Genomic DNA, 20,043 nt, shown 5'->3' with positions numbered 1-20,043 from the left:
CGCTAACCCAAGACGACGATTTTAATTTCAGCTGCAGTCTGGGAGACGGCTACTCGAGTGAATTGCCGGCAATTGGAACGCCCCCTGTGCCTCTAAGTCTACCTGTGCATGTTTACTGGTAAGGTACAGAGCAATGGATAAGGCAATCACCGTCGATCAACTGGCTACCACCGACCTAAGATCAATCAACGAGATATGGCTCTGCGAAACTCATACCCAGCTATGCCTTTGGCGTGGCGAACAAGTCTTCACCCACGAGATGATGAGCGAGGGCACCCACGATCAGAATGTCCGACGCTTGTGCTTGCAGTTGGTCAATCCTGAAGATCAAGCCGCAGTTGCTAGCGTTGAGTTGATCGTGCGCGAACAGCTAAAAAGGATGGGGAAGGAGGGGGAGTTTTATCCGGCTGAGGAGGCGGATACTCATCTATAAGAAAAGGAGTTTCGGCCATACACAAGGAATCAATCCGAGACCTAATGTCGCTTGGAATCAGATATTAATATGGGCTGGCCTGGTGTAAGGCCTCAGGCGCCACTCCTTGTAAGTGCGCCTCGTGATTTATGGTGTAGACTCTAGGTATTAATCACATCGAGAATCTCCATGTCCAAACTTGCCGAATTCCGTCAGCTCGAAAAACACCTCGCCGAACAGCTTCAAGCCTTGGAAGCACTGAAGGGAGATGTTGGTCTCAAGAAAGAAATCGAATTCGAAACCAAGCTGCGTGCCTTGCTTGCCGAATACGGCTATAGCCTTCTGGATGTGATCAATTTGCTTGATCCACAAGCAGGTCGTCGCTCTCTAGCTATAGCGCCGAAAGCTGGCACTCGTAAGGCTCGCCAAGTGAAGGTTTATAAAAACCCTCATACTGGGGAGGTTATCGAAACCAAGGGTGGTAATCACAGAGGTTTGAAAGAATGGAAAACCAAGCACGGCGCTGAAACCGTCGAATCTTGGCTGAGCCACTGATATTAAACTAAACAGGGCCCTATGAGGGCCCTGTTTAGTTTGCGCGGATTCAAATGCTTGGAAAGTAGCGTTCGATCAGAGCATCCGAGGTTTCACTACAAACCCATTACTGATGAACTGAGCAGGCATACCTGCTCCGCCTTCCGAAGTATTGATCTGCCCATGAAACTCGATACCCAAATCTTCTTTGTCAGGAATGCGATAACTGTTACCCATCACCATTGTTTCGGGTGAGCTCAGTGTGGTATTGGAGCCCGCGGTGAAGATAACTCCGCCTAGACCTGCCTCGCCTTCAATGTTCATGCGGTTATACGCAACCAGCTTGTTACTGCCTTTGAAAACCAAGCCGGTATTAATGTCGCCGCCTGCGCCACCGCTACTGCCGGAGATAGAAAGGCTGTTGGTCGCGGTAATATCATTTTTGTCGTCGATTAAAACGCCACTCAATCCAGCACCCTTGATAGTCATGCGGTGACTTGTCAATGACGACCCCTTCAAATTAATACCGTAGCCATACGATTCGTTACTATTATTGCCAAAAATGCCGATAGTCGAATCATTTTTATTAGAGGCGGAAGCGTATAGTGACGAGTCAGTAATAGCTACAGCGTCACCGCCTCCCATGCTGTATCCAGACAGATAGATGCCTCCGTCTTTGCTGTAGATATGCGAGTCCGTCAATTCTACGTTTCTTTCACTCGTAAGGCGTGTGGTGCCCTTTCCGCTGTTAATTTGGGAGCCTCTGATCTGCAGTTTATCGTCGGCAGTGACCGAGATGTTCTGTGCTGCAGTTAGTTCGGCGTTGACGATTGAAGTTGTACCACTGCTTTTTACTTTTACACCGCCGTCAGATAATACCGAACCCTCGATATTCAAACGTTGCCCTGATACCTCTACGGCCAAATCACGCGTGGAGGCCGCCTGGATATGCCCAGTGTGGCTCACCATTCCCTGTTCTGCTTTGAGTACTACAGTACCGGCAGCCAACTTGCCGCCATTCAGGACTTGGGAGTTAGCGTATGCCTGACCGTCGATTTTGATCGACAGAAAGGGGTTATTGGTAGGTTGCGTCAGGGTAAATTTCTCAGCCGAGACCATCTGAATCGTTCCATCGGGAGCGGTAATGGTGCCCTGATTGATAAGTGTGCCTGCGCCAGCTAGTACCACGTAGCCGCCTTTGCTTGCGGTGATGTTACCGGTATTGGTAATGGTGCCTTGGCCTGCGGTCGCAAATTCCAATTGCCCGTTCATGAACTTTTGCGAGTCCAGCGAGCTGGTGCTGTTGACCAGCGAGCCGACGTTAACACTCGCGCTGGAGCCGAACAAAGTGCCATTGGGATTAACCAGGAAAAGCGCACCATTGGACGTCAGGCTTCCGTTGATCTGGCTGGCTGGGCCGGAAATCTGATTCAGGGTAGCGCCGCCGGTTGGAACCTGAAAGCTTACGGAGTTTCCGGCAGCAATATCAAATGAGCCCCAGTTAATTACGGCATTCGACGTCCCCTGCTGGATCTGCATGGCGCCTGCGTTCTGGTTAATTGCGGCTTGACCGTGGGTTACATGACCAGCGGTTGGCAAACTGGCGGCATGAGCTTGTGCTATGGCAATGGATAGAAGCGCGAAAGTCGCTGGTTTAGAAAAAGCAAATGGCATCGGATAATCCTTGGAGTTGAGTTCGTAGAGCAGAAATAGCGAATCTGCTCCAACCCTACTTTTGGACACGCCCTCATTTTCGGCAACTCAATAACTGGCAATTATTGAGTTTCACAAAGACGTCTTTTCTGCAGTAACGCTCAGAGCAGTTTGTTAGAGTCACGATCCTGTTGAATGCATCGTAAAATAAGTGAATCTGCCTAAATTATTGTTTTTGCGTTGCCAAGGCGAGACCAACTATTGATATTCACGCTGCCGCGTGTAGGCGCATTTATTTCGTCTGCGAGCTGGCAATAAACGCTTGCCAATAACCTTTATGTGGAAAATTACATGGCCTCCCATTTACAGCGCTTGCCATTGGGGGCACTGAGCCTTCTACTGGTTTGCGATGCGCTGCTCGCAGATGACTGGAATTACAACGTACGTATCGGCGCCGCCAGCGTGCCACGTTACAGCGGTAGTAATCAGCAGGTAACCGTTCCGATGCTGGGTGCTGGTTTGCGCACCCCATTTGGTTTTTTTTTGGATACCGAAAAAGGACTTGGATGGGGTATCGGTAGCAGCGATTTCAGTTCCAGTGTCTACATAGGCCCCAGCTCAGATCGACGTGACCGAATGTCTACGTTTAAAGGTTCCGATCATTTAAAGGGCATGGGTACCATTCACTCGCGCCCCCAGTGGGGATTTGCCTCCAAGTACGTGTTGGGCTCCAATACATTGGAAGCCACATTGGAGCATGCTTTAGAGAAGGACGGCGACCGCGATACTGGCTGGTCTTACAGTAAGCTGGAACTGAGTTTCACCCATAACGTTTATGAAGGCCCGTTCGGCCGTTTAGATGCCGGTGCCGGTGCGCAACTCGGCGACTCTGACTATATACGCACATGGTACGGCGTAAGTCAGGCGCAAGCCGCTCGCAGTGGAGCGAAGGCCTACAAGACGAAAGGAGGGCTGGTCAGTAATAGCTTCAATATGACCTGGAGTTTGCCTATGTTCGATCGCTCTTTCACATTTCTGACAGGGCTGGATTTGCGCTATTTAAGTAACGACGTGGCGCAAAGTCCGGTGGTTCAACAGCGCTTACAGCAATCATTGATAGGCCAGGTTGCGTACGCCTTCTAATAACAATGCGGGAGGGGGAGTGTTTCTTCCCTCCCTATGCCCCTTAGAAGACTGCGGAAACATCTAGCCAGATCTGATGACTATCAACGGGCCCGCCGAGATTGTCTTTCAATGGCTGCGCGTAGGTCAGTCGTGTGTTGTATTGCTGTGCGAACAAACCAGAAAGGTAAGCGCCAGCGCCGCTCATGCGTACATGGGTATCGTTACCGACACCCCATGGCTTTCGGTTCAACTGTCCCTCGGCTGCATCAAAGAAGCCAGCTATGGCCCACTGCGCACCTAAAGCCTCGTAGCGGTAGCGCGTTTCCAGACTGCCTTGCCATCCCTCATCGACGGAGGGTGAGTTGACGCTAAAGGCGCGTACGGCATTGGGCCCACCCAGCACCAAACCTTGTGAACTGTCCAGGTTACGGTTGGCCTTTTGGCCGCGTAGTGCGCCGTACAGTTCCCAACCATCACCTAGACCTTTTAAACCAAAAGTGTCCAGACGGTAGCGCGTAAATCCACCCAGACTTTTTCGGGTAAGGCTGTCAGCCAATTGATCAATTGGATTGTGTGTGGCCAGATTGCCGAAGGACGACGACAGACGCCATCCGGTGATTTGGCGATCGCCATACAGGTTGCCTGAGAGGTCGAGTGTCGTCGTATCAACATCGCGCTCGCTGACATAGTGAAATTTTGTTCGATCGTCAATGTATCGTGATTGCTCATGGGTGAGCCGCACATCCATACGACCTTTATGCGATAGCCATACCGGATGGTTTATCCAGATCGTGGAGCTGTCGGCAGTACCCTCCGCACCCAACAACCTGAACTGTTGGTTTAAACGATAATCAAGGTGGCTATAGCCTGCACCGATACGAGTACCCATGGCCCCGACCGGCATGCTGTAGTTCGCCGCAATCTGTTGTAATCCGGTTGAATGGCGTAATCCCTCCAGGCTGCTTACGGCATCAAGCATCAATTGATCGCCGGTGAGAAGCGAAGAATTGAGTTGTCCGCCGACGTTGAGGACTGCGCGGCCGGTGAATGGGTTGCCGTGGTTGTTCAAGTTGACGTAGGCGCCGAGCGACTTGATAGGCGCAACATCCACTAACAGCAGACTTGTTCCAGGCATTTCGCCAGCTTGCAGGGAACCCCGAGCACGGACACCGGGCACATCGTTGAGCAGATACAATGCTCGATCGACCTCTGCCGTCTTGATCACCGTTTGTCCTTCGCACGCTTCATTGCAAGTAGCACGATTCACCATACGTTGAAAAAATGGCTGTTCTCGTTCGGTGTGGGTACTCACTATCGGCTGTTGGTATTTTCCTTCCGTTACCACCACTTCAAGTACGCCGTCCTGCAAAGTCTGCATTGGCAGAATGACACTGACAGCCATGTAGCCGCGTAAGTGATATGCCTTTTCGACAGCGGCCGTCATGGCGCGAAGCTGCTCCATGTTGACGTCCCGATGAGTCCAAGGACTGACCACTTGTGTGAGCTCTGCTTCTTTGAGTACTTGGGCTCCTTCGAAGCGGACTCGCTCGAAGCTTACCGTTTCGGTTGCATCTTCCTCTTCGGGTGGCTGCTCGCGTTGGGCCTGCAATGTTGCTGCTTCAGAAGGGCGGGAAGGTAATTGACGTAGTGACTCCTGATTTAGCTGGTTGCCCAACGAACCGGCAGAAGGAGTCGACAACGGCGAAGCCTGTACTGAAGCCTCGAAACTGGCCGACAGGAAGACAATAATCGTCGTTGCAGCCAACACGGGACGCGACGAGAAATAATCGAGTTTCATCATTTACGTAATCCAAGTGCGTGAGCAAGCTGGACGTGGCGAGTTAGTAGCGAAATTTATCGCTAGTGAATAGTCTGAGCCTGTGTTTCGCACAGGCTCAGGCGTTATTCAGGTGAAGTGTGCGAACTCATAGAAATGAGTGACACGAATGCTTCAAATCCTGAGGTTCGGGATCAGATTGCCGGCGGGATGACTTGTTGACCGTCGCTGTTGAATACGTTGATGGCGCCGAGGCCACTATTCTGAAGTTCCAGTTGACCTTTAAATTTGATGCCAACTGCACCGAGTGGATCATTGTTCAAACCGGTTTGATAACCCGACACTACAGTTTGCGGGCTATTTATAAGAGTTTTGTCATCAAACCACACACCGGCTCTACCGCCGAGGCCTGAAATGCTGAGCGCGTTATCAGCAATCAGTTGAGTGTTTCCGGACAACGTAATGCCAATGCTGTTAGCGCCGAAAAGTTCACCCGAACCGCTGAGCGAAATATTTTTACCCCGAAGAGTATTCGTACCGTGGGTGAGAACACCAGTCATACCTTGGCCATAAACATGAATGCCATTGCCGGTAAAGGTATTGTTTGAGAGAGTTACGCCTCGCACGTGACGGGCATGATTGGGAAGCGCCTGGGCGGTGACGTTAATATAACCTTTCACGGAGTTCGCGGAGGTAGCAGCGAGTGTTGATTTATGAATTTCGACCCCGGAATCCCTCATTTCTCCAGCGACGTAGCCTTGAGCTGTGCCGTTTATTTCAATATTGCCTTCTGTTGCGGTTAATTTTGTATCGTATAAATCAACGCGACTTTTGCTGGTTAGGTTGATCGAACCGTTTTCAGTCTTCCATTCGGAGAACCCGACGTTGATTGCGTCCTTTGATGTCACCTCTATGTTCTTGCCGGCCGAAATTTTTTGGCTAACGATTTGGGTGAGGCCAGTGCTGTCTAATTTAATATCGCCGTCCGAAATAACATCGCCAGCGATGTTCAGTTCACCCCCAGAGGTTGTGACTGAGCCTTTTAGGGCGCTGATACTTTTTGCTTGAATAGTACCTGTAGAAAGCACAATACCCGCAGTTTGCAAGTTGACAGTGCCTGCATTCAATGAGCCAAAGTTAGATATGCCACCTGAAGCCGTCCCATCCAGCGTGAGATTCAGAAATGGATTCTGCGTCGGCATAGTCAATGTGAACTTATCGGCTGAGACCATTTGGATAGAGCCATTCGGCACATTAATCGTGCCTGCGTTCTCAATACGACCAGCTCCAGCCAGTACTACATGGCCACCCGAGCCGGCAGTGATGGTGCCTGCGTTGCTGATTTTGCCGTCACCACCGGCAGTAAAGGCGCGTTTACCGTCCATGAAATCATCGCCGTTCAGATGGCTTGTAGTAGCCACAATAGAACCAACATTGACGTTTGTGCCCTTGCCAAACAACACGCCGTTCGGGTTTACCAGAAACAGCGCACCGTTAGACGTTAGCTGGCCGTCGATCTTGCTTGCCTCGCCGGAAATCTGGTTGAGAGTTGCACCTCCGGCCGGCACCTGGAAGTCGACGGCATTACCACTGCCAACATGAAACGCGTTCCAGCTGATTACAGCGTTGGTCGTCGCTTGGCTGATCTGCATGTTGCCGCCGGACTGCTGAATGCTGGCTAGGCCGTGAACCACATTGCCGCCGGTGGGCAAACCTTGGGCTGATGCGTTGACGGGCACTGCAGCATGCAAAATGGCTAGACTGAGAAGGCACAGCGTAGTCGGGAAAAATGCTTTGGTAGAGGTGATAGAGCGCATGCGTTTGAGCGACATTAAAACTTGCCTGTGTAGTCATTGGATTGAATATACGAACATCCTTGCTCAAACGCCTGATCTAACACTGATTGATAGACGGCCTAGATTTTTCAACTGCCCTGTTGACGACGCCACAGTAGGTTCGAAATCGATTATTAAAAAGTGAAAAGCTTCAATCTCATAACTATTAACGATATGCCATTTCTGGACGAGAGGAGTTTGGAAGGAGGAGCATTTTTAACGCTTTGCAAATTGGTGCGCATGAAAGCATTCGCTATTGGGCGGACGAGAATGATTGATCAGTTTTCACGAAATTTATCTGAAGTCGGGCTCGAAACTTGCGATGATTGTGACTAAAAAATGGGTCAACATGAAGATTCAAGCGAGCGTGCTACGTTTCCCGAATCGTTCGCTTGGCCCATACGGCCGGTGCACAGATTTGCGGTGCCAGGCTTCCACCCATCGCGCCAGAGTAGACTCTATTTTGAAACACACATGCGCAAATAGCCGGCAACAATACCGGCTATACTCGGTCTGACCGTGTGCGTGGCGAAGGTTCTGGCGTACACGTAGTGCGACTTAGCTGTCAGGTGACAGCCGCAGGGGATCAATTGTATGCAGTCAAGCGATAGCACTGACGACACCGTCCAAGTGGCATTGGAAACCAAGCATTACGTCATCAGAACCCACGGAGGCACTAGGCAGGCACGCTTTTCGCCGTCCCAGCACACGTTGACCATTTATGAAGCTGCAGTGGGGACAAAGCATGAGCTTAATTACACTGCCAGCCGAATTTTGGAGCTGTTGATTAGCCGCGCTGACACGATTGTTACCCGAGAGGAGATTTTTGCTTTCGCTTGGGCAGAGCGCGTAGTAGGGCAGAACAGCCTAAATCAGGCGATCTCCGGGTTGCGCGAGCTATTGGGGGACGATACTCAAAGAGCCATGGTGCAGACGATTCCTCGTCGGGGCTATCGATTTGACTCCACTTTTTTTTGCAACGACGAGGAGGGGCCTGCGTTCACTGACACGAACGTGTTGCCAGCCATAGAGGTTTATCCAAATGCTAGCCCGGAGCCGACGCCAGGAAGTGAGGACGACTATGTTTCGCTCCCTAAAAACAAGGGTTTTGTGCGTTTGGTCGCACGCTTTGCCAATTATTATTTGATGATTTTTACGGTAGTGCTTGCAGGTTGGTTGTTGTGGCGGGTTGATTGGCCATTGCTGTTTCATGCTGGCCTATTCAGCGATGAGGAACACGTTGGACAATTAGACGTGTTGTATACATCTGAGAGCCCGCAGGAACTTAACGAATTAAAAGGTGACGTAGGAGCGGTTCGTGACCGGATTGGGGGGCTAATCGATCAGCCGGAAACCGTGATATTCAACAAAATGCACAGCTATTATGAGCTCGTGTGTATAGACCAGGGCAAGACCGTCGAATTCATCCTTGTGCATAAATCGCAACTCTCGGCCTTGACGAATGAACAACTGGGAAAATGCCTGAAATGAAAACAGTCAAAGCTCTGGGACGGACTCGGTTGGTTTTGGTTGTAATGATACTACTGCTTATAGTGCTACACGTGCTGTATACGATCGTCGCACGCAGCTATGTGCTGCAAGGTACTTATTTCGCATCAGGCATAATGATCATGAGCAACGGGGAGGTGTTTGATGCCAACAGGCGCTGGCAATCGCACAATGATCAACTGAACGCCTTCGTGAAATTCAATCAAGACAGTCAGAATTTTTCGATGAATCAGACTGGCAGTTTGTTCGGCAACGCGAGATTTGTGACGGATCAGAAACGTGATGACCAATGGATAAAAAACAAATCAGCGGTTGATCGAGATATCGCGTTCAACTATTCCTATCTATCGGCTGCGCAGTCCAAACTTACCTTTTACAAGCTGAGTGTGACGGGGCCGAGCCAATGTTTCTATTTAAAAGAGCTGGATGCGGTTCGTTGCTTTGGCCCCGAGCGTTCCTAAATTCATTGAATTTGGTGTTAGATCACGCGGTTCAAATCAGGGTGATCTGCCGAAAAGAAGCCTCGAACCAAGGCTTCTGCTGCTAGATCTTTAGAGTACAGCCAGCCCTGAGCGGTGTAGACCTGCATGCCGCAAAGTCGCGCGACGTGCTCATGAGTCTCGACGCCCTCCGCGATTACCTTCAGGCCCAAGCTGCGGGTCATGCTGACGATATGCGACAGAATCATATTGGCTGAATGGCTTTCATTCTTGGTGATGAACGAGCGATCAAGCTTGACGATATCTGCGGGCAAGTTTTCCAGGTACGAAAGGCTCGAATAGCCCGTGCCAAAATCATCAAGAGCAATCAGATGGCCCTGTTGACGTAATTTCATGAGTTGCGGGCGCGCGCGGTTAGCATCCAGCAAGACCCCTTCAGTGACTTCAAACACGATGCGGGAAGTGGCGATTGAGTAGTCGCTACACAGCTGAGCGACGAAGCCAGGAAATTCAGGATCAATAACGTCATCCGCTGACAAATTGATGGTGATGTAGAAATCCTCACAAGCCCAAATCCAATTCGCATGAGCTTGCGCCACTTGGGTACAGAGCCAACGAGTGACCTGTGGCATCTGTCCTGCTTTTTCTAATAGAGGAATGAAGGTCGTTGGGGACTGTGGTTGTCCGTTGATCGACCAACGTAACAATGCTTCTGCTCCAATCCATTGGCCAGTTTTAATATCAACGATCGGCTGAAATTGAACCCTAAGTTCTTCGGAGTCGGGCATAGCCATGGCCTGACGAAAACGAGCGGGCAGCGAAAACAAGCGCGCATGAATGACTTGGAAAATCTTGAAAGCTGCGGCGAGTATTAGCGAAGAACATAGAAATACGCAGAGAGCAATAGCGTATTCAATATACGCATACGTGGTTGCCAGTAACGAGGTGGAATGTGTCACGGCCTGGAAATCACCGAGTGCTTTCAGCGTTTCCAGGGTGCCCGGGCTGATCGTACTGAAGTTGCCGTTATCAAGATCGACGATTGAGTGCAGTCGGTCAGCGGCGTAAAGCAGGCCTAGGTGTTCTGCAGCCTCATAGGCAAAGGCACCCAGAGTGGTTGCAGTTAAGAGCAACGCTATGGCGTAAAGATGCGCCCCTGCGCGATGTTTGATCGTGCCCAAGCCCCTTGCGACATGAGGCAGCAGTTTGGGAAGGGCTCCGACCAGTTTTCCGTGATTGAGAGTTTTCACTCAAATTTACCTGAAATGTTTAATCGCTCTAGGGTAGAGATGGCAGATAATTGACGAAAATCAAAAATCGGCATTTCATCTTTAATCACAGATTTGTCGCTAGCGAGAGGAGGGAGAGCGGATAATTCACAGCTTTTGACTTCAACTGGTGCGCATTCTTCGCCGAAAGTCGTTTTGCCGGCTTCAGAGCGATGGCGGCATAACCTCTATCAAAGGGAATATGGAATATGGAAATGCGTTTGATGAATAAACCGATGCTTTCTTTGCTGGGTGCGTTGATGGCATCAATCGGCGGTATTGCTCAAGCGGCCCCGGTTACCGTGAACGGTGGTACCGTGAATTTTACTGGTGACGTGGTAGCAGGTGCTTGCACAGTTTCTGCAGCTTCTCTTGCTCAGACCGTTGCTATGCCTCAAATCAAAGTGGGCACCCTAGACAATGGGAATGGGACTCTAGGCCCGACACCTACCCAGTTTAAAATCAGTCTAGAGGATTGTGACTCTACTATCAGCGCTGGCGTTGGGGTGTCGTTCAACGGCGACGCTTCACCCGAGGGCAACGACGTATTGGCTATCCAGGGTGGTGCAGACGCAGCATCGGGAATTGGTCTCGTTATCACTGACGCACTAACTAATCCAGTCTTTATCAATAGTTCTGCAAGTACTGTAACAACTATCGATACGCAGAATGTTGATCTGGATTATAGCGTAAATTACCGCTCTATCGTTGCTCAGGGGGGGGTGGTGCCCGGTACTGTCAATGCTACGGTTGACTTTAATCTAAATTACAATTAATTGATTTCGTCGCCAGGCTGCAAGTGAATACAATCTTGCAGCTTGGTTTTCATGTTTTTTTATTTGCTGTGATGTATTAAGTTTATTTTTTTGTTGATGTTGTGGTTGAAGTAATTAAGTTGTGAGGTTTTTAAATGGTTAGGGCTGAAAGAAGGAGCGGCTAATGGTCGTTTATTTGTTTTTTGGGAGTTTTGCTAGAATATTGCTATTGCTGCTAATAGCGTCCATTCCATTGGTATCGCAAGCTGGAGGTATAGGCTTGGGGGCCACGAGAGTCATTTATCCATCTCAAAGCAAGCAAGTGTCGTTGTCTGTTAATAATACCGATGCGACAGGTATATATTTAGTGCAATCCTGGATTGACACTGCGGATGGAAAGCGTTCTGAGGACTTTGCTGTAACACCAAACTTATTCAAGATTCAGCCAAAGCGCGAAAATACCCTGCGTATTGTTTATGCTGGCGAGCCATTGCCGCAGGACAGAGAAACACTGTTTTGGATAAGTGTTAAAGCTATTCCGCCAGTGGATCCTAGCATGGAAGGGCAAAATACATTGCAATTAGCGGTTGTCAGCCGAATAAAAATGCTATATCGACCCAGAGGCTTAGAGCTTAGTCCAAGTGCTGCCTTTCCTTTGGTGAGTGCGACTCAGTTGGGCCAGCGTTTATTATTCGATAACCCGACACCTTATTTTGTCAGTCTCGCAAAAATTACAGTGGGTGGAAAATCTATACCTAATACGATGATTGCTGCTAAATCAAAGCTGGAAATCGATCTGCCCGAAGGTGCAAAAGGCGAGATTTCTTATCATGCGATAAATGATCATGGGGCTTTGGTCAAGGTCAAGTGACACGCTCCATTTGTGTGGGCAGCCGACTAGCAATTTTAAAATAGACAATGGTCAGTTAGATAATGCGTGGGTCTTCCGTTTGCGTGTCCGAGAGTAATTAGACAAATTTTATTGAGATTTCGACGCGCGCCGTATAAATATCGTGTCAGGAAGGTCACGCTTTAACAGGAAGTAAACCATGGGCAGCGGACGCAATGATCAAGTATGGAGCAGAGCAGTGGGGGGCACTTGCGGCCGTGTTACACGTTTGAATAAGTTGAGGTTGTGTGTGGGGGTTATTTTATTTGCTTATAGTTTCTATGGACAATGCACTCAGTCTTTCAATCCCGCGTTCTTGTCAAACGATCCCTCACGTTTAGCCGATCTGTCGCGCTTTCAAATTAGTGACAATGTGGTGCCAGGTAATTACCGTGTCGATATATTCGTGAATGGCGCTTTTGTTTCGACGCGAGACGTCGCTTTCGAATCTAACGATACTGAAGCACTCAACGTTTCAAGTCTGGTTACCCCTTGTTTTCGCGTTGAGGATTTTCAGTCGTTCAATCTTGATCCAAAAGCTATAGCCGGTTTGGAAGCTATTGCCTCAGATACCTGTGCCCACTTGGAATCAATTGTCTCCGGAGCCAGCACCTCGTTGAATTTGGAGGTATTGCGCTTGGATGTCAGTATCCCTCAAGCATTGCTAAAACCGGCCCAGCGTGGGTACGTGCCTGTTGAAGAGTGGGACAATGGTGTTAATGCGTTCTTGCTCAACTACAACCTGACAGGCGCCCATGTTTACGAAAACTCTCGCCGTGATAACTACTTCCTAAACCTCAATGCAGGCTTGAATCTCGGTGCCTGGCGTTTACGCAACAATTCAACCCTGAGTGACGGCGTCAATCAGCGGGGTGGTCGTGCCCGAGAATGGCACACGCTCGACAGCTATCTGCAGCGCCCTATACCAAGCCTTAGAAGCAGTTTGTTGTTAGGTGAATCGAGCGTGTCCGGGACGATTTTTCCGAGTGTCCCTTTTAAGGGGCTGCGCCTGGCTTCCGATGACAACATGCTGGCTGATAGCGAGCGTGGCTTCGCGCCTGTCGTACGTGGCATCGCCAAAACTGACGCGGAAGTGGTGATCCGGCAGGGCGGTAATATCATTTATCAGATGTATGTTGCTCCCGGTGCATTTGTAATCAGTGATTTGTATCCCAGTAGCTCAAATGGTGATTTGCAGGTTAGCGTGGTGGAAACTGACGGTAGTGTGAATCGATACACTGTTCCTTATTCCTCCCTGCCGTTGCTGCAACGAGAAGGGCGCTTCAAGTATGACCTCACCATCGGCCAGTATCGTGGAGGTCGGTATCAGACGAGTCCTGAGTTCCTCCAGGCCTCTCTGCAGTGGGGGTTACCTGCCGGAACTACGTTGTATGCAGGCACACAGGCGGCGCGTGATTACAATGCTTTCCTGCTGGGTGTCGGGAAAAATATGGGAGATTGGGGGGCGCTCTCCTTTGACCTCAGTCATGCCGAAAGCAAGCTTGTCGACACTTCTCGCCATCAAGGCCAATCGGCGCGTTTGCTCTATTCAAAGACACTTGATGCCACCGGTACCCGTTTAACGCTGGCAGGCTATCAATATTCGACGCAAGGGTTTTACTCGTTAAACGAAACGACCAGAAGAAATGTGCGCCATACCTCGGTGCGTGAGAGAGAGGAAGAAAACGAGGCTCGGCCCTCGCAACTGGCCGATCACTTCAATCTTGATTACGTCAAACGAAGCAATACCCAGTTGAATGTCTCGCAGCCCTTGGGATTTGGCACGTCGGTCTACGGCACTGCCCGTCGGCAAACCTACTGGAATAACAACAAAACCAGCGACCTGATGCAATTTGGCGCGCAGACCTCGTACGCAGGTATCAACTACAACCTGTCCTACAACTACAGTCAGAATTTGTGGCGCGACAAACCTGACCAGGTTTTCTCACTGGGTATTTCGATACCGTTGGGCAGTGGCGCCTACCAAAATGGGGCCACACGCAACAGTCAATACGCCACATACGGCCTGACACACAGCGATCGCGGCGATACCCAACAAAGTGCCGGCATCAACGGTACGTTATTGGAACGAAGTAACCTGAGTTACAGCGCGCGACAGAGCTTTGATGATCGAGATCATGTAGCGACCAGCAGCCTGTCGACGAGTTATCGCGGAGGGCAGGGGGTTGCCAACCTTGGATACAGCGACAATGGTCGCAGCCGTCGCCTGAATTACGGGGTCGGAGGTGGTTTGGTGCTCCACGAGGACGGACTGACTTTGAGCCAGTCGCTGGGGGATACCAATATTCTGATCAAGGCGCCCGGGGCAAAAGATGTCACCGTACCCTTCGGCAGTGGCATAGCCACGGATTATCGTGGCTATGCCGTGGTGCCTAATGCGTCGGTGTACCGCAATAATCGGGTGGTGCTGGACGTTAACACACTGGGCCAGAACGTCGAGTTAGAGGAAGCTGCCACTCAGGTTGTTCCCACTCAAGGTGCGCTGGTGCGCGCGACCTTTGATGTGCGTGTCGGCATACGTGTATTGATGAATCTTTCTTTTAAAGGGACGCCTGTACCATTCGGCGCACTCGTAACACGCGCCGGGACGACTGAAGAAAGTATTGTGGCGGACAATGGCCAAGTGTTCCTCTCCGGGTTGCCCGCGTCAGGTGAATTGAACGTTTGGTGGAAGGATGGCCCTTCAGGTCATTGCAAGGTTCAGTACAGACTCCCTGCTGAAAGCGAAGCTCGCGAAATCAGCAAACTCAATGCGGAGTGTGCGTGATGAATCAGCACGGTTTATTGATCGTCGGTGCTTTGCTATTTGGCGGAAGCGTACAGGCTTACGACTTATTGATCCCCATTAGCGGCAGTATTGCTGACAACACTTGTGTGGTCTCTGCTAGTTCCACCCAACTTAACGTCGAATTAGGAGTGGTTAACAGTCGCCAGGCTTACCCCCCTCAGTCAGCCATCGGACGCCAACCGTTCGTTATTAATCTAGAGCAATGTGGCAATGCTGCAAGTAGCGTGGTGGTGACATTTCAGGGGGCTGTTGACCCCCATGCAACTCAGTTGCTGCAATTATCTCAGGCGTCGGGCGGCGAACCTATCGCCACAGGATTAGCGATTGAAATTCTCGGTGCCGACAGCATCCGAATGCCGATCAATCAGCCAAGCACTGGCTTGCCCATCGGGGTTGGAAATAATGCACTGACGTTTTACGCGCAATACCGCACTACCGGGCAACTCACCGAGGGCAAGGCCAACGGCGTGATGACTTTTGAAATGGAGTACCAGTAATGATCTTGAGTGCGGGCCTCATGGCTGTGTTGTTCGCGGTAGCTGTTGCTCCTGCGTGGGCGGCTACCTCCAACTCGACCATTAACGTCGAAAGCATCTCGATCCAAAAGCCGGCCGGAAACGCCATTATTGCCAGTGAGGCATTAACGCCTTGGCTTGAGACTGATGTGCATATCGGTACGGGCGGCCTTTGGGGCAGCACCGACTTTGTGATGAGTCTTGCCTCAACTAACCAGAGCTATCTTGATTCCGGCAATACCTATGCGGTATTTCCAAGCGGTGTTCAAGGGGTCGGTTTTGTTTTGGGCGTGGTCTCTTGTGATGAGTTCCTCGCTAATTACAACTGCAAAGCACTGCACCCCATCACCGGCCCAGGTGATTACAAGCTTGCCAACGGGTTGTTCGCATCCGATGTCATGTTCAAATACTTCGTCAAACTGGTCACCACTGGTGATCCTATTCAAAGTGGCACCAGCGCATCCGTTAGAATTGGCAGCACAGCTCTTCACGCTGCAGGAACCGATACAAACTCGGTGACCCTTAGCTCCTTCAATGTAATTTTCACCCAACAGTCTTGCGCGATTCAGGCATCCCCGACTGCGATAGACATGGGTGTAGTCTCCCGAGCGTTGTTCACCGGAGTGGGTTCCACCGTCAATGGCCCGCCCATCACCATCGCGTTGGAATGTAGCCCCGGCTTGACCAATGTGCTTGCCATTATGAGCGACGTCAACAACGCCACCAGCACATCGGACACGCTAACGGTAACGGGTGGGGCAACGGGAGTAGGTATTCGTTTTATCAGGGACAACGGCAGCGCTGTATCTTTTTCGCCTGATGCCAGTTATGTCGGGGCGCCGAATCAATGGCAAGTCAACACTTCCCCGAATACAGGAACGTTGTCGTTCACTCTTACTCCTCAGTACATTCAGACGCAAAACCCCATCGGCATCGGTGATGCCAATGCCCTCGCCAGCATTACCCTCAGCTACGATTGATCGCCATTGCGATTCGTGACACAGCGATTGAGGCGCTTGCCAGATGGCCAATCAACGCAAACGATGAAAACTTATGAATTGAGCAGCCTTCACTCGTTGTTCGAGTCGGCGGCTGTCAAAATTTCGTGACGGCACAAAGCAATCAACATAAGCGCTGTCAGAAGCCGGCTCAATCGTCAAGCAAGCAATTATTGATAACTCCCTTGAGCTTTTTAATTTCCTCCCTCTGGCGTTCAAACTGACGAGTAATAGGTCAATGTGAAGCGATCGAGGATCATTACAATTCATCGAGACTAAGAACCTTCATGCAACAGCCACCAAACTCCGGCCCCGTCGAGGCGACTCAGCCAGAAGAACCTGGCGTGACGCACCTCATACGCTGCGTCGACAGTGCCCGTTATGCGGTATTCATACCTTCGCAAAATTTGATGGTGATTCATGAACAAGGCGTGCGGCGTAAGATCGAACTGGGCTATAGCGCTAGTCGGATATTGGACATTCTGATCAATCAATCTGGTCGAATCGTTAGCCGTGAGCAGATCTTTGCCTATGCATGGCCTGATCGGGTGGTGGGGCCTAATAGCCTCAATCAAGCCATTTCGGTGGTACGTGAATTATTGGGAGATGAAGAGCGCCGCACCATCATTCAAACCGTGCCGCGGCGTGGGTATCAGTTCAATCCAGAGTTTCTCAGTTCCCCTGAGCAGTTAGCGAATGTCCTCGAGCAAACGGAACGGGGGGGTGGCCGAGAAAAACCAGGACGAGGTCTGGTACCCCGCCAAGTTGTCCTTCGATTGGGCCGAATCAAGCATTTGAGAGAGATAATGTTGGCCAGCGTGGTCGGGACGTTGGCTATAAGTCTGGTTTGGCGAGTGGACTGGGGGTTGTGGACGCAATCGGGCCTAGTCAAGGAAATATTTACCGAAGGCGATCTGACTGTGCAATACACGGCACCGCATCGTGAAGAGTTAGAGCAACTGCAGCTGCAAACCAACGGCGTCCGAGAAAGAATGCAAAAAATGGTGGATGAGCCTACTACGGTGATCTTCAACATGATGCACGGCTATTTCGACATCGTTTGTGTCGACCGTGGAACGGTCGAGTTCATCTCGGTGCACAAGGGCCGTCTGGATGCTCTGACGGATGAACAACTGATGGGGTGTCTGAAATGAAGCGCCTTAACATTGGCTTCGTTTCACTGGCGGGCGTGCTGGCTTTGCTGCACGTGGCATACTCGTTTCACAGCCAGCGCAACGTGCTCAAAGGCGTGTATTTTTCCGGTGGCGTAACAATAGCCAGTAATGGAGAAAGCTATCCCATGGCCGTTCGTATTCAAGCCCATGATCACCAGGTGCATGATTTTGAGCAGGTCAGCAATCAGGGGCAAAAATTCTCATTCACTCTGGTACAAAGCCTCCTCGGCAATGCGAGGTTTGTTACCAATGCAGCAAGTGGAAACGCGCTAATAGAGCGTTTCGCGGGAACAGATCGTGACATCGCATTCAATTATGCGTACTTCTCAAGCCTGATGTCGGCCCTGACATTCTATCGACTGGACATTAACAGCAAAGTTCCATGCTTTTACGTAAGGGAGCTGGAGCGGGTTTTGTGCTTTGGAATGGAGCGTCACAAGAGCAAATAATCTGCATCGGATACATTCGTGGGTGTTTAGAGGGGCATACGCTAAGCGTATCGCCCCTCTCTTTTTAACGTTGCTTGTATTTTTTGCAGGTGAGCGCGTTACGCTGATCCGCTTTCAATTGCAGATAAACTTCCAACCGATGAACGGGAATTTCTCGCGGAGCATCTATTCCGATTTGGACGTGCCCACCTCGGATGGCGAGAACTCGGAACGTGATTGCATCACCCATATGAATGGCGGATTGATTGTGAAGCGACATTTGTTTCACTTGTCAGAGATCTTCAGTCAGAAGGTTAAGGGAGGCGATTTGCTGAAGCTGCTGATGCGCTTTTATTGGCTTTTATTGGCTTTTATTTTACGTAACGCTGTTACAGGTAACTAAGCGTAAAATTAAGTTCACTTTTATAGGTGAATTCGCCGCTGCTTTGTTCGGCGATCGGCCATAATTTGGCATCAGTAATGCGAAGACTCAATTCCGCATAGTTGATAGTTGTAGGTAGGCCGTGCTCACCTCGGAAAACTATGTTTGCAGAGTTGTCGTTGCTGGGAGAGCCGGGCATGAAATTTAAAGGGATGTAGCCGTCTTTATTGGTAACATTATTTGCTTTTACGGAGAGAATGTAGTCGCCGACATAGTCATCGTTAGTTGATGAAAATGTGTATAGGTTTTTGTCTTGAGTGACATTTTCTCCACTTACGGCTATCGATGCCATTGTGTCATTAGCGCAATGTACTGTTAATGTTCCTGTTTGGGTTTCCAAGTGGGCTTCGCCACTGTTTAGCTGTTTTGATGGCACGGGATAGAAATCTATGGACTTGCCATTATTCAAATCCATTGAGCAGCCTGCCGGCGTAAACTGTCCTTTGATTTGAAGTTGAACCGTGTTCGCGGCGAAGACCATGGCGGGTAACCCCAAGACGCCAACGCAAGTAGCGAGGGAGAAAAAATTCATCATGCCGTGTTCCTTACTAAAAATGATGAAGGTGCTTTTGTTATGAACTCAGCAGTTCAATCGGAGTGGGATCCAATTGAGACTGCTGTTTATCCAATGTATGTTTCCGTGCAGATCGTTAACTAAAAATGGGCAAGAGGTGGATGATTTAGTATTTCAAGGGCGAGAGGTGTTCAGTGCTTTGGCAGCTCGAAGGTGTAAGGCTTGTCAGTGAAGCCATACAGGTTCGCCGGCAGGATCTCCACGCCAGTGGACTGGGTCAGCTTGGCATCGGTCAGGTCGAAGGTTTTCTTGCTGTTGGCCATCAGGTAGCTCTGACCCAAGGCCACAGAGCTTTTGGATGGCAACAACTGCACCTTGTCGGACAGACGCACGACGTAAGGGCTGTTGTTTTCCACCACCAATTTGTTGCCTTCGAAGTGCCATTTCAGGTGCTTCCACGGCGCGTCATCTTTGGCCAGGCCTTTTGGGTTGATGATCACGGGCATGTCTTGCTTGATGCTCATGTTGATGCGCGGGCCGCTCTGGCCGTCAGTCACCGGGATGCCTTCAAAGGTCACGCGACGCAGACGTTGGGTTTTCAGCGGTTCGCCCTTGTTCAGTAGGAAGAAGTTGACCAGCTGCGTGCCATTGCCTTCCACACGGTTCAATGGTGGAGTCAGGCCAACGATGGTGTCCGGATCGTCCGGCAGGCTGTAGATGGTGCTGACCAGCAATGCTGGCTCTTTGTCGGTGTTGGTCACTTTCATCTGAGCACTGCCGGTGGCTTCGTCGAGGATTACGACGGTGGTTTCCGGGCTCATGCCCGAGGCTTGGGCACTGGGGCTGATCAAAGCGAACGCTATGCAGGCGCTGGTCAGGGTGAAAGCAAGAGCGTGAACCAAAGGCAAACGTTTAAACGAAAAAGACATGATGTGGATCTCGTGAGTTAAATATCAGGGCCGGGG

19 protein-coding genes are annotated in these 20,043 nt (G+C 50.4%); 13 read left to right on the top strand and 6 right to left on the bottom strand.

Annotation, left to right across the window (positions count from 1 at the left end; genetic code table 11):
* Nucleotides 1-133: 133 nt before the first annotated feature.
* Entirely contained in the window at nt 134-433 is a 300-nt protein-coding gene (locus ACVHNU_RS14955) for a hypothetical protein (RefSeq protein ID WP_473017688.1), read from the top strand.
* A 168-nt stretch (nt 434-601) separates the two neighbouring features.
* Nucleotides 602-967, top strand: a complete 366-nt coding sequence (locus tag ACVHNU_RS14950; RefSeq protein WP_473017686.1) for a histone-like nucleoid-structuring protein, MvaT/MvaU family — start codon at nt 602-604, stop codon at nt 965-967.
* 75 nt (nt 968-1,042) lie between these two features.
* On the opposite strand, the gene ACVHNU_RS14945 is transcribed toward ACVHNU_RS14950, so the two are convergent.
* The gene (locus ACVHNU_RS14945; protein WP_473017685.1) at nt 1,043-2,620 is read right to left on the bottom strand and encodes a two-partner secretion domain-containing protein; all 1,578 of its coding nucleotides are present in this window, start codon (nt 2,618-2,620) and stop codon (nt 1,043-1,045) included.
* Nucleotides 2,621-2,950: 330 nt separating this feature from the next.
* Between ACVHNU_RS14945 and ACVHNU_RS14940 the strand changes: the two genes are divergently transcribed.
* Nucleotides 2,951-3,742, top strand: coding sequence for a MipA/OmpV family protein (locus ACVHNU_RS14940; protein ID WP_473017684.1), 792 nt, complete (start codon nt 2,951-2,953; stop codon nt 3,740-3,742).
* 43 nt (nt 3,743-3,785) lie between these two features.
* On the opposite strand, the gene ACVHNU_RS14935 is transcribed toward ACVHNU_RS14940, so the two are convergent.
* Complete coding sequence (locus ACVHNU_RS14935) at nt 3,786-5,525, bottom strand: ShlB/FhaC/HecB family hemolysin secretion/activation protein (protein WP_473017683.1); 1,740 nt, start codon at nt 5,523-5,525, stop codon at nt 3,786-3,788.
* 170 nt (nt 5,526-5,695) lie between these two features.
* Nucleotides 5,696-7,333 carry a two-partner secretion domain-containing protein gene (locus ACVHNU_RS14930; RefSeq protein ID WP_473017682.1) on the bottom strand — a complete coding sequence of 546 codons (1,638 nt, stop codon included), beginning with the start codon at nt 7,331-7,333 and terminating at the stop codon, nt 5,696-5,698.
* 597 nt (nt 7,334-7,930) lie between these two features.
* Between ACVHNU_RS14930 and ACVHNU_RS14925 the strand changes: the two genes are divergently transcribed.
* Entirely contained in the window at nt 7,931-8,827 is an 897-nt protein-coding gene (locus ACVHNU_RS14925) for a winged helix-turn-helix domain-containing protein (protein ID WP_473017680.1), read from the top strand.
* On the top strand, nt 8,824-9,306 hold the full coding sequence (locus tag ACVHNU_RS14920) for a hypothetical protein (RefSeq protein WP_473017679.1): 483 nt from the start codon (nt 8,824-8,826) through the stop codon (nt 9,304-9,306). The genes ACVHNU_RS14925 and ACVHNU_RS14920 overlap by 4 nt, the downstream gene beginning before the upstream one ends.
* A 17-nt stretch (nt 9,307-9,323) precedes the next feature.
* On the opposite strand, the gene ACVHNU_RS14915 is transcribed toward ACVHNU_RS14920, so the two are convergent.
* Nucleotides 9,324-10,535 carry an EAL domain-containing protein gene (locus ACVHNU_RS14915; protein WP_473017678.1) on the bottom strand — a complete coding sequence of 404 codons (1,212 nt, stop codon included), beginning with the start codon at nt 10,533-10,535 and terminating at the stop codon, nt 9,324-9,326.
* A gap of 227 nt (nt 10,536-10,762) precedes the next feature.
* Between ACVHNU_RS14915 and ACVHNU_RS14910 the strand changes: the two genes are divergently transcribed.
* The 8 genes from ACVHNU_RS14910 to ACVHNU_RS14875 all read left to right on the top strand — a co-directional run bounded on the left by ACVHNU_RS14910 (nt 10,763) and on the right by ACVHNU_RS14875 (nt 18,525).
* Entirely contained in the window at nt 10,763-11,329 is a 567-nt protein-coding gene (locus ACVHNU_RS14910) for a fimbrial protein (protein WP_473017677.1), read from the top strand.
* Between the two features lie 163 nt (nt 11,330-11,492).
* The gene (locus tag ACVHNU_RS14905; RefSeq protein ID WP_473017675.1) at nt 11,493-12,179 is read left to right on the top strand and encodes a fimbria/pilus periplasmic chaperone; all 687 of its coding nucleotides are present in this window, start codon (nt 11,493-11,495) and stop codon (nt 12,177-12,179) included.
* A 178-nt stretch (nt 12,180-12,357) separates the two neighbouring features.
* Nucleotides 12,358-14,985 carry a fimbria/pilus outer membrane usher protein gene (locus ACVHNU_RS14900; RefSeq protein WP_473017674.1) on the top strand — a complete coding sequence of 876 codons (2,628 nt, stop codon included), beginning with the start codon at nt 12,358-12,360 and terminating at the stop codon, nt 14,983-14,985.
* Complete coding sequence (locus ACVHNU_RS14895; RefSeq protein ID WP_473017673.1) at nt 14,985-15,503, top strand: fimbrial protein; 519 nt, start codon at nt 14,985-14,987, stop codon at nt 15,501-15,503. Before ACVHNU_RS14900 ends, ACVHNU_RS14895 begins: the two co-directional genes overlap by 1 nt.
* Nucleotides 15,503-16,501: a fimbrial protein gene (locus ACVHNU_RS14890; RefSeq protein ID WP_473017672.1), complete on the top strand. Its 999-nt coding sequence runs from the start codon at nt 15,503-15,505 to the stop codon at nt 16,499-16,501. The genes ACVHNU_RS14895 and ACVHNU_RS14890 overlap by 1 nt, the downstream gene beginning before the upstream one ends.
* Before the next feature lie 305 nt (nt 16,502-16,806).
* Complete coding sequence (locus ACVHNU_RS14885; RefSeq protein WP_473017671.1) at nt 16,807-17,673, top strand: winged helix-turn-helix domain-containing protein; 867 nt, start codon at nt 16,807-16,809, stop codon at nt 17,671-17,673.
* On the top strand, nt 17,670-18,143 hold the full coding sequence (locus ACVHNU_RS14880; RefSeq protein ID WP_473017670.1) for a hypothetical protein: 474 nt from the start codon (nt 17,670-17,672) through the stop codon (nt 18,141-18,143). Before ACVHNU_RS14885 ends, ACVHNU_RS14880 begins: the two co-directional genes overlap by 4 nt.
* A complete protein-coding gene (locus ACVHNU_RS14875) occupies nt 18,115-18,525 on the top strand; it encodes a hypothetical protein (protein WP_473017669.1) in 411 nt (136 codons plus the stop codon). The genes ACVHNU_RS14880 and ACVHNU_RS14875 overlap by 29 nt, the downstream gene beginning before the upstream one ends.
* Here the strand turns inward: ACVHNU_RS14875 and ACVHNU_RS14870 are convergent.
* Entirely contained in the window at nt 18,512-19,099 is a 588-nt protein-coding gene (locus tag ACVHNU_RS14870) for a DUF1120 domain-containing protein (RefSeq protein ID WP_473017668.1), read from the bottom strand. The two genes, ACVHNU_RS14875 and ACVHNU_RS14870, sit on opposite strands and share 14 nt — an antisense overlap.
* 170 nt (nt 19,100-19,269) lie before the next feature.
* Nucleotides 19,270-20,007 carry a fimbria/pilus chaperone family protein gene (locus ACVHNU_RS14865; protein WP_473017667.1) on the bottom strand — a complete coding sequence of 246 codons (738 nt, stop codon included), beginning with the start codon at nt 20,005-20,007 and terminating at the stop codon, nt 19,270-19,272.
* Nucleotides 20,008-20,043: the final 36 nt, after the last annotated feature.

Source organism: Pseudomonas sp. Ors-4-3C, from assembly GCF_055755035.1.
This window is presented reverse-complemented; position numbering and strand designations above follow the sequence as displayed.